Source organism: Pseudomonas sp. H3_E07 (genome assembly GCF_054668895.1).
Map to the genome: position 1 here is coordinate 725,001 of NZ_CP162795.1, position 14,329 is coordinate 739,329.

Sequence of the window (14,329 nt, forward strand, 5' to 3'; positions counted from 1 at the left end):
CTACACCAGCGCAACCAACTCTTGCGGCGCCAAGGGCTATCGGGTTATCGCAAAGTCCGGTGACAACTCCGAGGAACCAGGGGACTACCCCTTCGGCCTCAATCCTGCCGGCTATACCAGCCGAAGCATGATCGTCATCTGTAAATAGTTGCTCGAGCAGTCATCCCCTGACTGCTCCTATTAAATTCCAGATACAAATCCAGCCCTTCGCGGCGCTGCGTCTAAACTCCTGCTCGACTATCGAGCCAACGGAGTTCCCATGACGCACAACAAGAAAATCGTATTGGTAGTGGGCGCCGGTGATGCAACCGGCGGCGCCATTGCCAAACGCTTTGCCCGCGAAGGCTATGTGGCCTGCGTGACACGCCGCAGTGCCGACAAACTGCAGCCACTGGTAGACAGTATTCAAGCTGCAGGCGGCGAGGCCCATGGGTTTGCCTGCGATGCACGTAAGGAAGACGACGTCATCGCACTGATCGAAAACATCGAAACCAACCTGGGCCCCATCGAAGCCTTCGTGTTCAACATCGGCGCCAACGTCCCGTGCAGCATCCTCGAAGAAACCGCGCGCAAGTATTTCAAGATCTGGGAGATGGCCTGTTTTTCGGGCTTCCTGAATGCACGCGAGGTGGCCAAGCGCATGGTCACGCGCAATCGAGGCACCATTCTGTTCACAGGAGCCACCGCAGGATTGCGCGGCGCGGCAGGTTTTGCTGCATTCGCTGGGGCCAAGCACGGAATTCGGGCGCTTGCGCAAAGCATGGCGCGGGAATTGGGCCCCAGGAACATCCACGTCGCCCATATCGTGGTCGACGGCGCCATTGACACCGACTTCATTCGCGACAATTTCCCGCAAAAATACGCGCTCAAGGACCAGGACGGCATCCTCAACCCCGAGCACATCGCCGATAACTATTGGTACCTGCATAGCCAGCCACGCGATGCCTGGACCTTCGAACTGGACCTGCGTCCCTGGAATGAACCCTGGTGAGCACGCCCCATAACAATAAGCAGCGAGCATCGACCATGAGTAAAACCTTGGAATTCTTCTTTGACCTCGGCAGCCCTGCCACCTACCTGGCCTACACTCAACTGCCGGCGTTGTGCGCGGCAACCGGTACGCAGTTGGTGTACAAGCCCATGCTGTTGGGCGGCGTGTTCAAGGCCACCGGCAACGCCTCTCCAATCACCGTTCCCGCAAAAGGTCGCTACATGTTTGATGACCTTGCACGTTATGCCCGTCGCTACAACGTGCCGCTCCAGTTCAACCCGCATTTTCCCATCAACACCCTGGTATTGATGCGCGTGATCACCGGCGTCCAATTGCACCACCCTGAACGTTTCCAGGACGTTGTCGATTGCCTGTTCCGCGCGCTCTGGGTCGATGGCCGCCACTTGGGAGACCCCACCGTGGTGGCTGCCGTGCTCACCGAACATGGCTTTGACCCGGATGAGCTGCTGGCACTGGCTAATGAAGAACGTGTAAAGGCTGCCCTCAAAGACAACACCGAACAGGCCGTTCAACGCGGCGTGTTCGGTGCACCCAGCATGTTTGTAGGCAAACAGTTGTTCTTCGGTCAGGACCGTCTGGATTTAGTGCGTGAAGCCTTGAGTTAGATCTCGATCGCCAAGCGCCCTTGCGCGCCGCCTGCGAGCAGGTCGTAAGCGGCGTTTGCACTGTGCAAATCGAAGTGATGCCCGTCCATGATCGGCTTGAGATTGCCGGCATCGATCAACCGCGCGGCCTCGGAAAGGATCTGCCCGTGATGTTCACACCCTTTTGCAGTCAACAACGGTAACAAGGTAAACACGCCAGAGTAGCTCGCCCCACGAAAGGACAATGGCGCCAGGCTGTGTTGCCCCCATCCCAGGCAACTCACTACATGACCGTGATAGGTCTTGGCCGCTCGGAAGGATGCATCCAGCGTCTCCCCGCCGACGGTGTCATACACAACGTCGAAACCTTCGCCCGCAGTGTACTGCGCGACATAGGCTTCAACCGTCTGCTGCTGATAATCGATGAACGTCGCGCCAAGCCCCTCGATGACCGAGCGATGCCTGGCAGAGCCTGTGGCATACACCTGCGCGCCGTAAGCACGCGCCAATTGCACCGCGACATGCCCTACCCCGCCAGCACCACCCTGGATCAACACTTTGTGTGCAGAACCTACCTGAGCCCGGTCCACCAAACCCTCCCAAGCCGTAATCAACACCAGCGGCAACACCGCCGCTTCACGCATGCTCAAGGTCGCGGGTTTCTTCGCCAGCAAGCGCGCATCAACTGCCGCATATTCCGCCAGCGAGCCCTGTGCGCCGCCAATCCCGGTTGCCAACGCATACACATCATCGCCAACCTGCCACCCACCCGCGCCAGGGCCGACGGCTTCAACGGTGCCCGCCAAGTCCATCCCGAGTACCGCCGGCAGAGGTTGGCGCGCATGAGCAGCCTGGCCTGCACGAATTTTGCCGTCCAATGGGTTAAGGCCACTGGCGCGAATCCGAACCAGCACTTGGCCAGCGCCGGCCACTGGCTTGGGCATTGTCGTCAGCCGAAACGGCGCATCCACGGCGTCCACAATCAAAGCGTGCATATCAGTCATGTTGGCGATCTCGCGTCATAGGAGGATGAAGCCCATGATCCGTCTGCCGACTCATGCTGATAAGACGCTAAAAAGCTATAGTGCTCATGCCCATTTGGCATGGTTCGGACAGCTCATGGACAAACTCAACGCAATGGCGATTTTCGTTCGGGTGATTGAACGCGGCAGTTTTTCCGCCGTCGCCCGGGAAATGCAGACCACCCAGCCCACCATCAGCAAAATACTGCGCGCCCTGGAAACCGAACTGGGCGGCAAGTTGATTGCCCGCAGTACGCGCCAACTGTCTCTGACCGACGAAGGTCAACGGTACTACAGCCATTGCCGTGAAATCCTCGCCGCCGTGGACGCTGCCGAACACAGTTTCCAGACCGGCAAAGAGGCGATCGCCGGTCCCTTGCGCATCGGTTCGTCGGTCAGTTTCGGGCGCCTGCATATTGCTGCACGCCTCAGCGATTTCCTGCAGCAATACCCGGACGTGCAGGTGGACCTGCAACTCAACGATCACCTGCAGGACATGGTCAGCGAAGGCCTGGACGTGACTCTGCGAATTGGCGAATTGCGCGACAGTGGCTTGATTGCACGACAGATCGGTACCACCCACCGGGTCACCCTGGCCAGCCCGGACTACCTGGCCCGCCATCCCGCGCCCCAAACCCCGCATGAGCTCAGCCAGCACAACTGTCTGCTTTTCAACCTGCTCAGCAGCCAGAACCAGTGGGTGTACGAAAAGGAGGGCACGCGACACAGCGTGCGCATCACCGGCAACGCCCAGAGCAACAACTCCGAAGCGGTGCGGGAAATGGTGTTGACGGGGCTCGGCATTGCGCTGTCGCCCCTATGGTTGTTCTACGACGATTTGAAGGCCGGCCGCGTGGTCGCACTGTTGCAGGACTACACCGCGCAGTCGCTGCCGATCCATGCGGTGTCGGCGCCCAACCGTCGCCAGTCAGCCCGGGTCAAGGCATTCGTCGACTATATGGCCGACGCCCTGGCCCAGGCCCCTGAACTGCAGGCGATCAAATAGCCGCAGTGCGTACCTGCAGCCACTCAAGCGCAGCACCACTGAGTAACGGGCTTAACCGCGCACGCACTTCAGCGTGGTAAGCGTTGAACCACTCGCGCTCGTCCGCCGTCAGCAGCGCGGGCTCCAGGCAGCGCGTATCGATCGGGCACAAGGTCAGGGTTTCGAACTTCAGGAACTCGCCGAACTCAGTCTTGCCGGCTTCGCGGTTGAGCACCAGGTTCTCGATGCGCACACCCCAACGTCCCGGACGGTAGGTGCCCGGCTCAATGGACGTGATCATCCCCGGCTGCATCGCCGTTTGCGGCGCCGTGGCGGCCTGATAGGCAATCACTTGCGGGCCTTCATGCACATTGAGGAAATAGCCTACACCGTGCCCGGTGCCGTGGCCGTAGTCCACGCCTTCCGCCCAGATCGGCGCGCGGGCAATGGCGTCCAGCAGTGGTGACAGGATCCCTTTCGGGAAGTGTGCACGGGACAAGGCGATCACGCCCTTGAGTACGCGGGTGCAGTCACGCTTCTGCTCGTCACTCGGCGTGCCGATAGGCACCATCCGCGTGATATCCGTGGTGCCGCCCAGGTACTGGCCACCCGAGTCAATCAGCAACAAGCCATCACCTTCGATCAGCGCATGCTCTTCTTCAGTGGCATGGTAATGCGGCATTGCGCCATTGGCGTTGTAGGCTGCGATGGTGTTGAAACTCAGCGATACATAACCGGGCCGACGGGTGCGCGCAGCGGTCAGGTGTTCGTCAATGGTCAGTTCGGTGATACGTTCGCGACCCAACGCACTCTCCAGCCAGGCGAAAAATTCGCACAGCGCCGCGCCATCCTGCTCCATGGCTTGGCGGATATGTTCCGCATCGGCAAGACTCTTGCGGGACTTGGCCAATGTGGTCGGGTTAAGCCCTTCGACCAGCTTGACGCCAGCATCCAGGTTTTCCAGCAGGCCAGCGGTGACGCGCGCCGGGTCCACCTGCAAGCTGGCGCCCGCAGGCACCGCGCGCAACGCGTCAGCCACTTCGCTGTAGTCGCGCAGCGTCACGCCATCCTGCTCCAGCACCGCCCGCAGCTCACCATCGACTTTGCTCAGCGCCACGAACAACGTGGCTTGCTGCTGACTGATCAATGCAAAGGACACAAACACCGGGTTAAAGGAAACATCACCACCGCGCAAGTTGAACAGCCAGGCGATGTCATCCAGGGTTGCAATGAAATGCCAATCGGCGCCCTTCTCTTTCAAGGCGGCGCGCAGTGAGGCGAGTTTTTCACCACGGCTGACAGTGGCCTGCGGTGGCAAATGTTGATAGATCGGCTGGTTCGGCAATGCCGGGCGGTCTTTCCAGACTTCATCCAACAGGTCGACATCCGTACGCAGTCGGGCGCCACGCTCTGCCAACTTGCCACCCAGGGTTCGCGCCGACGCCACAGCCATGACTGCACCGTCCACCGCGACGACACCCCCTTCCGGTGTTTGCTCGGCCAGCCACTCCAGTGGCCCGGGTTGGCCCGGCTGCAGCTTGACCAGTTCGATGCCGCTGCCCTTGAGTTCCTTGGTCGCCTGTTCCCAGTAACGGCTGTCGGCCCACACACCGGCGAAATCCGCAGTGACAATCAGCGTCCCCACCGAACCATGAAACCCCGACAACCATTGCCGCCCCTGCCAGTAACCCGGCAGGTATTCGGACAGGTGCGGGTCGGCCGACGGCACCAGCAGGGCGTGAATGCCCTCGCGGCTCATCAGTTCACGGGTATGCGCCAGGCGCTGGGGAACCGTTCCATGGGTCAAAGGCTGCGTACTCATTGTGTCTCCTGCTAACCACGAATAATTATTATGTGTTGCGATAAATGAATCAGACCGCCCAGAAGGCCGGTGCACTGGCCAGGGCTGACTTGATCAACTGCACCGCCTGGTCAATATCCTGTTCGGTGGTAAACCGGCCCAGGCTCAAGCGAATGGTACGGCCGGCGCTGCGTGCACCATGGCCCAGGGCGAGCAGCACATGGGACGGCGCGTTACTCGCCGAATTGCAGGCGGACGTCGCAGAGAACGCGATCCCCGCGCTCAACGCAGCGGCATTGAATTCGCCTTCACTGAACGTGAGGCTCAGGGTGTGTGGAATACGTTGCGTGGCGCTGCCATTGAGGCGCACGCCGGCCACCGACGCCAACTGGTCCAGCAGGCGCTGGCGCAGAGCCACGATCACCGCCTTTTCTTCGGCAAAAGACGCCGCCGCCAACGCAAACGCGGTGCCCATGCCGGCAATCTGATGCGTTGCCAAGGTGCCGGAGCGCAGGCCGCCTTCGTGACCGCCGCCGTGAATCTGCGCCAACACCTTCTGCTGCGCCCGCGGGCCGACATACAAAGCGCCGACACCTTTGGGGCCATACAGTTTGTGGGCCGAAAACGACATCAAGTCCACCGGCCACTGCGCCAGGTCGATCGCCACCTTGCCCGCCCCCTGCGCCGCATCCACATGCAACAACGCACCGTGCTCACGCACGCGAGCGCCGATGGCCGGGATGTCGTTGAGGGTGCCCAATTCGTTATTCACCAGCATCAGCGACACCAGGAAGGTGTCCTCGCGCAAGGCTTCACTGACAGCATCGGCGCTGATCAGGCCTTCGGCATCCGGCACCAGGTAGGTCACGGCCACGCCCGCTTCCTGCAGTTGTCGCGCGGTATCCAGGGTGGCCTTGTGTTCGATCTGGCTGGTGATGATATGCCCACCCGCCACACCTCGCGCCTGGGCCACGCCCTTGATCGCAAGGTTGTTGGATTCGGTGGCGCCGGAGGTCCAGACGATTTGTTCCGGGTTGGCACCGACCAACTCGGCCACCTGACGACGCGCCTGTTCGACCGTGTGCCGGGCCGCCTGGCCGAACGCATGGGAACTGGACGCAGGGTTACCGAAGTTGGCATTGAAGCCCAGACACTCAACCATCACCTGGATGACCCGCTCATCCACCGGGGTGGTGGCGGCGTAGTCGAAATACAGCGGACGTTTATTCATGACATTGAAAACTCGCAGAGCAGGTTCCCGAGAGCAGCGTCTCAGGGGCACGGACCGGGACAGAGGTCGTCAGGTTTAACCGATCGAATGCCATTAAAGAAGGACCACTTTATGTAAATGTGCGTAGGAACGCTCCTGAAATTCAGCTTAACAGGCTGAAGTCGCCCCATGGAAAACAAAAAGCCCGAGGTTCCTTAAGGGAAACCTCGGGCTTTTTGCCGCCGGACGCAGGCTCAACTGGCACGACCATGCAGGGTCACACTGCGTTCGGCGTTCATTTCGCCTTGGCGATCAAAGCCGAAGGGTCTCTGTGGCTGGCCGGTGAGTGCAGCGCGCTGCTGTTGATATTCATCAAATGACAAACCACGACGACTCAACGCTTCCAGGGCCAACTGTTTGGTTTCTTCGGCCGTGTAAGGGCGCATCTCTGGCGATGGATGGGTCGCACATCCAGCAAGGACAGCACTGACAATCAATAAGGAAACGGCGAGGAATCGGTTCATGGCGGTGGCCCTGCAAAGGAGGTTTCGAGTCAATGAACACAGGCTACTCCCGCCCTCGCGCAGGGAAAAATCACCTGCCGTGATAGTTGCTATCAACCGCTGAAGCACCTTCGATAGCGGCGCTTTCATATTCCTTTAAGATCTATAAATATAGAAATACGTTCATTTACGGAATAAAAGTAACCCTCTATAAATGATGCTGCACGGCGACAGCACTGTTGCCCACGCAACTGTTTCGCTAGCAACAGTCATTCAACAAATCACCAGGCAGCCAACACCCGCATTTTTCAGCAGTGAGCCTGCAACCCACGCCGTTCAAGGCCTGCACCCGTTGGTACAGCTCTTGCTCAACCGGTTGTACCCCTTTGCTATGAACCACTGTTGAAAAAGGAACTGTTCATGACCCGTCCCCTGAATGTCGTCGCCCTCTCGGGCGGAACCTGGCGTCCGTCCCGCACCCTCGTACTGACCCAGGCTGTACTGGCTGAAATCGCTACGTTGCTGCCGATCGAGACCACCCTGATCGAACTGGGCGACATCGCCCGGCCTCTCGGCGGCGCGTTGTCCCGCGATGAGCTGCCCGCCGACGTCGAGGCGCAACTGTTGGCCATCGAACAGGCCGACCTGCTGATCGTCGCGGCGCCGGTCTATCGCGGTTCCTACCCAGGTTTGCTCAAGCATTTGTTCGACCTGATCGGCCTCAATGCATTGGTCAACACACCCGTGCTCCTGGCTGCAACCGGCGGCAGTGAACGTCACGCGCTGGTCCTCGATCATCAGTTGCGTCCGCTGTTCAGCTTCTTCCAGGCGCTGACCCTGCCCGTCGGCGTGTACGCCACCGAGGCGGACTTCACCGACTACCAAATAACCAGCGACCTATTAAAAGCCCGTATTCAACTGGCGGCAGAACGTGCAGCACCGTTGTTCACTGCGCACGCCCCCTCTCTGCTGAAAATCGCTTAAGGATTTGTCATGGATGTTTTCTGGTTCCTGCCCACTCACGGCGACGGTCATTACCTGGGCACCACACAAGGTGCAAGGCCGGTCACTCTCAATTACCTGAAGCAAGTCGCACAGGCGGCTGACAGCCTGGGTTACCACGGCGTGCTGATTCCTACCGGGCGCTCGTGCGAAGACTCCTGGGTCATCGCCTCGGCGCTGGTGCCGTTGACCGAACGCCTGCGTTACTTGGTGGCCATTCGTCCGGGCATCATCTCGCCCACCGTGTCGGCACGCATGGCGGCGACCCTGGACCGCCTGTCCAACGGCCGCCTGCTGATCAACGTGGTGACCGGCGGCGACCCCGACGAAAACCGCGGCGACGGCAGCTTCCTTGACCACAGCGAACGCTACGAAGTCTCCGACGAATTCCTACAGATCTGGCGCCGCGTATTGCAGGGCGAATCGGTAGATTTCGAAGGCAAACACTTGCGCGTACAGAACGCCAAGGCGCTTTATCCGCCGGTGCAGAAGCCTTATCCGCCGCTGTATTTCGGCGGTTCTTCCGATGCCGCCCACGACCTCGCCGCCGAGCAGGTCGATGTGTACCTGACCTGGGGCGAACCGCCGGCCGCCGTCGCGGAAAAACTTGCGGATGTGCGTGAGCGCGCCGCACGCCACGGGCGCACCGTGAAATTCGGCATCCGCCTGCATGTGATCGTGCGCGAGACCGAAGAGGACGCCTGGAAAGCCGCCGACAAACTGATCGAGCACATCAGCGACGAAACCATCGCCGCCGCGCAAAAATCCTTCTCGCGCTTCGATTCCGAAGGCCAGCGCCGCATGGCCGCCCTGCATGACGGGCGCCGCGACAACTTGGAAATCGCCCCCAACCTGTGGGCCGGCGTCGGCCTGGTGCGCGGTGGTGCCGGCACCGCGTTGGTCGGCAACCCGCAGCAAGTAGCCGAGCGCATCAAGGAATACGCAGACCTGGGGATCGAGAGCTTCATCTTCTCCGGCTACCCGCACCTGGAAGAAGCCTATCGCTTCGCCGAGCTGGTGTTCCCGTTGCTGCCGGAACCCTACGCCAGCCTTGCCGGGCGCGGCGTCACCAACCTCACTGGCCCGTTCGGCGAAATGATTGCCAACGATGTACTGCCGACGACAAAGGCCTGAACCGCTGCCCTTCTGTAGGCGCCGGCTTGCCAGCGCCTACAAGGCAAATAGAGGAATCTCCCGTGACAGCCAACCCCCACAGCGTCCTGCCCTCCCCCTTGCAGACCGCCAAACGGCTGGCCGCCGAATTCGCCCGCACCGCCGTCGAGCGTGACGAGCGCGGTGGCACGCCTAAAGCCGAACGCGACGCCCTGCGCCAGAGCGGCCTGCTGGCCCTGAGTATTCCCATCCAATACGGCGGCCTCGGCGCACGCTGGAGCGACACCCTCGGCATCGTGCGCGAATTCGCCAAGGTCGACAGTTCGATCGCCCATGTCTTCGGTTTTCACCACCTGATGCTCGCCACCGTGCGCCTGTTTTCACGCCCGGATCAATGGCAGCCCTGGTTCGAACAGACTGCACGCAAAAACTGGTTTTGGGGCAATGCCCTCAACCCGCTGGACACGCGCACGGTGGTCAAGGATTTCGGCGGCTGGCGCGAGTTTTCCGGCAAAAAGAGCTTCTGCTCCGGCGCCAGCGACTCGGAAATGCTGATCGCCTCGGCGGTGGATGAAACCGCCGGCGGCAAGCTGCTGATCGCCGCCATCCCCAGCGGCCGCAGCGGCATCACTTTGCACAACGATTGGAACAATATCGGCCAGCGCCAGACCGACAGCGGCAGCGCGAGCTTCGAACGGGTGCGCGTCGAAGAATCCGAACTGCTGCTCGATCCCGGCCCGCTGAGCACGCCCTTTGCCTGCCTGCGCCCGTTGATCGCGCAGTTGACCTTTACGCATATGTTCCTCGGTATAGCCGAAGGCGCTTTCGAAGAAGCACGCAACTACACGCTCACCGAAACCCGTTCGTGGCATAAATCCAGTGCCGAAGACGTGCGCCAGGACCCTTACGTGCTGCATCACTACGGAGAATTCTGGATCGCCCTTGAAGGTGTGCACTTGCTGGTGGAGCGCGCCGCCGAGTTGCTCGACCAAGCCTGGGCAAAGGGCCCGAACCTCAGCGAAAACGAGCGTGGCCAACTGGCTATCGCTATCGCCACCGCCAAGGTCGCCGCGACCCGCCAAGGCCTCGACTTGTGCAGCCGCCTGTTCGAAGTGACCGGCGCGCGCTCCACCCACGCATCGCTGCGCCTGGACCGCCACTGGCGCAACCTGCGCACGCAAACCCTGCACGACCCGGTGGACTACAAGCTCCACGAACTCGGGGATTGGGCATTGAACCAAGCCCTGCCGATTCCAACGTTCTATTCCTAAGAGAGGTGCCCATGCAGCTTTTGACCCTACCGCCCTCGCCCGCCCTCGCGACGTCGATCCGCGCCACGGCCCAGGTCTTCGAAGACCCTAAATCCCAGGCGTTGCTCGACCACATCCAGCAAGTGGCGCCCAGCGAAGCCAGCGTGTTGATCATCGGCGAGACCGGGACCGGTAAAGAACTGGTGGCACGGCATATCCACAACCTCAGCGCGCGGCGCAACCGGCCATTCGTGGCGGTGAACTGCGGTGCGTTCTCCGAATCCCTGGTGGAAGCCGAGCTGTTCGGCCACGAAAAAGGCGCCTTCACCGGCGCCCTCAGTGCCAAGGCCGGCTGGTTCGAAGAGGCCGACGGCGGCACGTTGTTTCTGGATGAGATTGGCGATTTGCCGATGGCGATCCAGGTCAAGCTGTTGCGCGTCCTACAGGAACGCGAAGTGGTACGCCTGGGGTCGCGCAAGAGCATTCCGATTGATGTGCGGGTCCTGGCCGCCACCAACGTGCAACTGGAAAAAGCCATCAATGCCGGGCATTTTCGCGAGGACCTCTACTACCGTCTCGACGTGGTCAGCCTGGAGCTCAGCCCCTTGCGTGACCGGCCAGGCGATATCCTGCCGCTGACCCGGCATTTTATCGAAGCCTACAGCCAGCGCCTGGGTTACGGGCCGATCACCATCAGCCGCGAGGCCGAGCACAAACTCAAGAGCTACAGTTGGCCGGGCAACATCCGTGAACTGGAAAACGTGATTCACCACACCCTGCTGATCTGCCGCGATGGCGTGATCGAACGCGACGATTTACGCCTGTCGAACATGCGCATCGAGCGTCAGGACGACAGCCAGCACGGCACTGACAACAGCGCCGAAGCGTTGCTGGCGCGGGCCTTCCAAAAGCTGTTTGAGGAACAGGCCGGGGCCCTGCATGAAAAGGTCGAGGACGCCCTGCTCCGCGCCGCCTACCGTTTCAGCCATTACAACCAGGTGCACACCGCCAACCTGCTGGGCTTGAGCCGCAACGTCACGCGCACACGCCTGATCAAGATCGGCGAGTTGGCGGTGAACAAACGCCGCCCAGGCGAAAACGTGCAGGGCGAGCGCATGCTGCACCTATCCATTTAGACGGCAGTGCAATGCGTTATCGTGGCTACGCTCGAAGCTGCGCAGCACTTGGAACGAACCGAAGGTCACGGCCGTGGCCTGGTGGGCGCGAATCAGCGTCCAGAAATCCTCCTCGCCGTGCTCGAAGCATTTGAACGCCGCCTCGCCATCCTCGCGCGAGCGCCATTGCAGGTAATTGAGCACCCGCCGGCCGTCATCGCTGACTTGCACACTTGCGTTGATAAAGCCGCCATGGCCTTGGGCCAGGCGTTCGCTTTGAGTGGTCAACGCCGCCACCAGGGCCCGTTGCTGCCGGGGCTCGATCTGAAACTCGATCAATTGAGTGAAGCTGCGATTTTTCTCTAATACCTGCATGAACACTCCCCTTTCTCTGTAGGCAGAATCTTGCGATTCGATGCCATGCAGGGTAAAACCTCTAGTTAAGTCAAGGTCAAGCGCTGTTTGGGAGTTTTTTCATGCTCAACAAGGAACTCACCGTCGGCCAACTCGCCGCCCGCAGTGGCGTCGCGGTCACGGCCCTGCATTTCTATGAAGCCAAGGGGCTGATCAAGAGCAACCGCAATGCCGGTAACCAGCGCCGCTATCCACGGGATGTGCTGCGGCGTGTGGTGGTGATCAAGATCGCCCAGCGTTTGGGCATTCCGCTGGCGACGATCGGCGAGACGTTGCAGACGCTCCCGGACGGGCGCACGCCCAATGCCCAGGATTGGGAGCGTTTGTCGGCGCTGTGGCGCGAAGACCTGGATGAACGCATCAACAAGCTGATGCTGCTGCGCGACAAGCTCAGTGGCTGTATTGGCTGCGGGTGTCTGTCGCTGGAGGCATGTCCGTTGCGTAATCAGGATGACAAACTCGGCGAGTGCGGGCCAGGGGCACAGCTGTTGGAGCCCACCTCCCAATCACTGAAGTGACACCCTCATAATCAGAAACCAGCGGCGATCTGGCCTTTGTAACGGGTCAGGATGAACTGGCGCACCTCATCGGCATTCGAAGCAGGCGGTTTGGCGGTAAGAACGCTGACCCGGCGCGCTTAGGGCGCAGCAATCTGCCCGCTCACTGTTGCCTGGCGGACACCTCGTCGGCTGTCCGCAGGCCACGCAATCCGTGGCCTATAGTTAAAAGGCCGTCCCTCCACCACCATCAAGGAGAACGATATGAGCGTTAAACCGATTCCCGAGGGTTATCACAGCGTCACGCCGTATATGGGCATCAACAATGCCGCTGAAGCCATCGCGTTCTACAAGAAAGCCTTCGGCGCCACCCAGGTCATGCGCCTGGACATGCCCGATGGCAAAGTCGGCCATGCCGAGCTGCGTATTGGTGACTCGGCAATCATGCTGGGCACGCCCTGCGATGAAATGGCGCTGCGCAATCCGGATGAACACACCAGTGTCGGTTTGCATCTGTATGTGAAGGATGTCGACGCGCAGTTCAAGCAAGCGGTGGCTGCGGGCGCTGTGGTCGTGTCCGAGCCGAAAGACCAGTTCTACGGCGACCGCTCCGCTAGCGTGAAGGATCCGTTCGGGCATCTGTGGTTCCTGGCCACGCATAAGGAAGATTTGACCGAAGCACAGATCCGCCAGCGTGCCATGGAGATGTTCAAGCAAGCCTGAAATAGCTGAGGCAACATCTATCAAATGTAGGTGCTGGCTTGCCGGCGATGCACACAACTCGTTCTACCAGCGCACCGAGTCGATTTCATCGCCGGCAAGCCAGCTCCTACACACTTCATGAACAACCCCTCCACGTTTTCGCCCTTGCCCCGAACGCTGCGTGATTCCAGGATGCAAGCAATTACAAAGAGGAGTCATTCCATGTTCGCCGGATTCCAAAAAGACCAGTGCCACGTCAACGGCGTGGACATCAGTTACCGCCAAGGCGGTACAGGTCCCGGTCTGCTCCTGTTGCACGGGCACCCGCAAACCCATGTCATCTGGCACAAAGTCGCCGAACAGCTGGCTGAACACTTCACCGTGGTGGCCGCCGACCTGCGTGGCTATGGCGACAGCAGCAAACCGCCAGCCAATGACGACCACTCCAACTATTCGAAACGCGAAATGGCCCGGGACAGCGCCGAGCTCATGAAGGCCTTGGGCTTCGCGCAGTTTTCGGTGCTGGCCCACGACCGTGGCGCCCGCGTTGCCCATCGCCTGGCCCTGGACCATCCCGCCGCCGTGCAGCGCATGGTGCTGCTGGACATCGCCCCTACCCTGTCGATGTATGCACAGACCGACGAAGCCTTCGCCCGCGCCTACTGGCACTGGTTCTTCCTGATCCGCCCGGCGCCGTTGCCGGAAGCCTTGATCGAGAGCAACCCGGAGCTGTACCTGCGCAGCGTAATGGGCAGTCGCAGCGCCGGGCTCAAGCCATTTACCGATGAGGCCTTCGCCGAGTACCTGCGCTGCCTGAAACTGCCGGGGGCCGCCACTGGCCTCTGTGAGGACTACCGTGCCGCCGCCGGTATCGACCTTGAGCACGACCAGGCGGACATCGACGCCAGTAACCACCTGAACCTGCCGTTGCTGGTGATGTGGGGTGCCGAAGGCACGGTCGGCCGCTGTTTCGAGCCGCTCAAGGAATGGCAGAAAGTCGCCACCGACGTGCGCGGCAAGGCCCTGCCGGCCGGCCATTACATCGCCGAAGAAGCCCCCGAGTTGCTGCTGGGCGAAGTCCTGACCTTCCTTCGCTGAACCACTCAGTAAACCCGTGAC

The 14,329-nt window shown here is 60.8% G+C and carries 16 protein-coding genes (1 of these 16 running past the window's edge); 11 read left to right on the forward strand and 5 right to left on the reverse strand.

Annotation, left to right across the window (positions count from 1 at the left end; translation table 11 throughout):
* The 3 genes from AB4O08_RS03150 to AB4O08_RS03160 all read left to right on the forward strand — a co-directional run.
* A protein-coding gene (locus AB4O08_RS03150) for a hypothetical protein (protein WP_021492088.1) crosses the window boundary here: on the forward strand, nucleotides 1–148 show its 3' portion. Its footprint begins 134 nt before the window's first position; only the last 148 of its 282 coding nucleotides appear in the window; its start codon lies off the left edge, out of view; its stop codon occupies nucleotides 146–148.
* 111 nt (nucleotides 149–259) lie between these two features.
* Nucleotides 260–991, forward strand: coding sequence for an SDR family oxidoreductase (locus AB4O08_RS03155; protein WP_010211576.1), 732 nt, complete (start codon nucleotides 260–262; stop codon nucleotides 989–991).
* A gap of 35 nt (nucleotides 992–1,026) precedes the next feature.
* On the forward strand, nucleotides 1,027–1,617 hold the full coding sequence (locus tag AB4O08_RS03160; RefSeq protein WP_460114697.1) for a 2-hydroxychromene-2-carboxylate isomerase: 591 nt from the start codon (nucleotides 1,027–1,029) through the stop codon (nucleotides 1,615–1,617).
* Here the strand turns inward: AB4O08_RS03160 and AB4O08_RS03165 are convergent.
* Nucleotides 1,614–2,600, reverse strand: coding sequence for a zinc-dependent alcohol dehydrogenase family protein (locus tag AB4O08_RS03165; RefSeq protein WP_460114698.1), 987 nt, complete (start codon nucleotides 2,598–2,600; stop codon nucleotides 1,614–1,616). The two genes, AB4O08_RS03160 and AB4O08_RS03165, sit on opposite strands and share 4 nt — an antisense overlap.
* 115 nt (nucleotides 2,601–2,715) lie before the next feature.
* Here AB4O08_RS03165 and AB4O08_RS03170 point away from each other — a divergent pair, with 115 nt between their 5' ends.
* On the forward strand, nucleotides 2,716–3,624 hold the full coding sequence (locus AB4O08_RS03170) for a LysR family transcriptional regulator (RefSeq protein ID WP_042571648.1): 909 nt from the start codon (nucleotides 2,716–2,718) through the stop codon (nucleotides 3,622–3,624).
* Here AB4O08_RS03170 and AB4O08_RS03175 read toward each other — a convergent pair.
* The 3 genes from AB4O08_RS03175 to AB4O08_RS03185 form a co-directional block, all read right to left on the reverse strand.
* Nucleotides 3,617–5,425, reverse strand: a complete 1,809-nt coding sequence (locus tag AB4O08_RS03175; protein WP_460114699.1) for an aminopeptidase P family protein — start codon at nucleotides 5,423–5,425, stop codon at nucleotides 3,617–3,619. The genes AB4O08_RS03170 and AB4O08_RS03175 overlap by 8 nt on opposite strands.
* A 49-nt stretch (nucleotides 5,426–5,474) precedes the next feature.
* The gene (locus AB4O08_RS03180) at nucleotides 5,475–6,635 is read right to left on the reverse strand and encodes a cysteine desulfurase family protein (protein WP_460114700.1); all 1,161 of its coding nucleotides are present in this window, start codon (nucleotides 6,633–6,635) and stop codon (nucleotides 5,475–5,477) included.
* Between the two features lie 233 nt (nucleotides 6,636–6,868).
* Nucleotides 6,869–7,138, reverse strand: a complete 270-nt coding sequence (locus AB4O08_RS03185; RefSeq protein ID WP_154973753.1) for a hypothetical protein — start codon at nucleotides 7,136–7,138, stop codon at nucleotides 6,869–6,871.
* Nucleotides 7,139–7,537: 399 nt separating this feature from the next.
* Here AB4O08_RS03185 and msuE point away from each other — a divergent pair, with 399 nt between their 5' ends.
* The 4 genes from msuE to AB4O08_RS03205 all read left to right on the forward strand — a co-directional run bounded on the left by msuE (nucleotide 7,538) and on the right by AB4O08_RS03205 (nucleotide 11,618).
* Entirely contained in the window at nucleotides 7,538–8,101 is a 564-nt protein-coding gene (gene msuE / locus AB4O08_RS03190; protein ID WP_031290849.1) for an FMN reductase, read from the forward strand.
* 9 nt (nucleotides 8,102–8,110) lie between these two features.
* On the forward strand, nucleotides 8,111–9,253 hold the full coding sequence (gene ssuD, locus AB4O08_RS03195; protein WP_010211585.1) for an FMNH2-dependent alkanesulfonate monooxygenase: 1,143 nt from the start codon (nucleotides 8,111–8,113) through the stop codon (nucleotides 9,251–9,253).
* A 62-nt stretch (nucleotides 9,254–9,315) separates the two neighbouring features.
* A complete protein-coding gene (locus AB4O08_RS03200; RefSeq protein WP_460114701.1) occupies nucleotides 9,316–10,503 on the forward strand; it encodes an acyl-CoA dehydrogenase family protein in 1,188 nt (395 codons plus the stop codon).
* An 11-nt stretch (nucleotides 10,504–10,514) separates the two neighbouring features.
* The gene (locus AB4O08_RS03205) at nucleotides 10,515–11,618 is read left to right on the forward strand and encodes a sigma-54 interaction domain-containing protein (protein ID WP_010211587.1); all 1,104 of its coding nucleotides are present in this window, start codon (nucleotides 10,515–10,517) and stop codon (nucleotides 11,616–11,618) included.
* On the opposite strand, the gene AB4O08_RS03210 is transcribed toward AB4O08_RS03205, so the two are convergent.
* A complete protein-coding gene (locus AB4O08_RS03210) occupies nucleotides 11,607–11,972 on the reverse strand; it encodes an antibiotic biosynthesis monooxygenase (protein WP_010211589.1) in 366 nt (121 codons plus the stop codon). The genes AB4O08_RS03205 and AB4O08_RS03210 overlap by 12 nt on opposite strands.
* Before the next feature lie 101 nt (nucleotides 11,973–12,073).
* Here AB4O08_RS03210 and soxR point away from each other — a divergent pair, with 101 nt between their 5' ends.
* From soxR to AB4O08_RS03225, 3 genes are all read left to right on the forward strand, one after another.
* Nucleotides 12,074–12,529, forward strand: a complete 456-nt coding sequence (soxR, locus tag AB4O08_RS03215) for a redox-sensitive transcriptional activator SoxR (protein WP_010211590.1) — start codon at nucleotides 12,074–12,076, stop codon at nucleotides 12,527–12,529.
* Between the two features lie 243 nt (nucleotides 12,530–12,772).
* A complete protein-coding gene (locus AB4O08_RS03220) occupies nucleotides 12,773–13,231 on the forward strand; it encodes a VOC family protein (RefSeq protein WP_010211591.1) in 459 nt (152 codons plus the stop codon).
* Between the two features lie 201 nt (nucleotides 13,232–13,432).
* Nucleotides 13,433–14,308 carry an alpha/beta fold hydrolase gene (locus AB4O08_RS03225; RefSeq protein WP_305470033.1) on the forward strand — a complete coding sequence of 292 codons (876 nt, stop codon included), beginning with the start codon at nucleotides 13,433–13,435 and terminating at the stop codon, nucleotides 14,306–14,308.
* The last annotated feature ends 21 nt before the right edge of the window (nucleotides 14,309–14,329 follow it).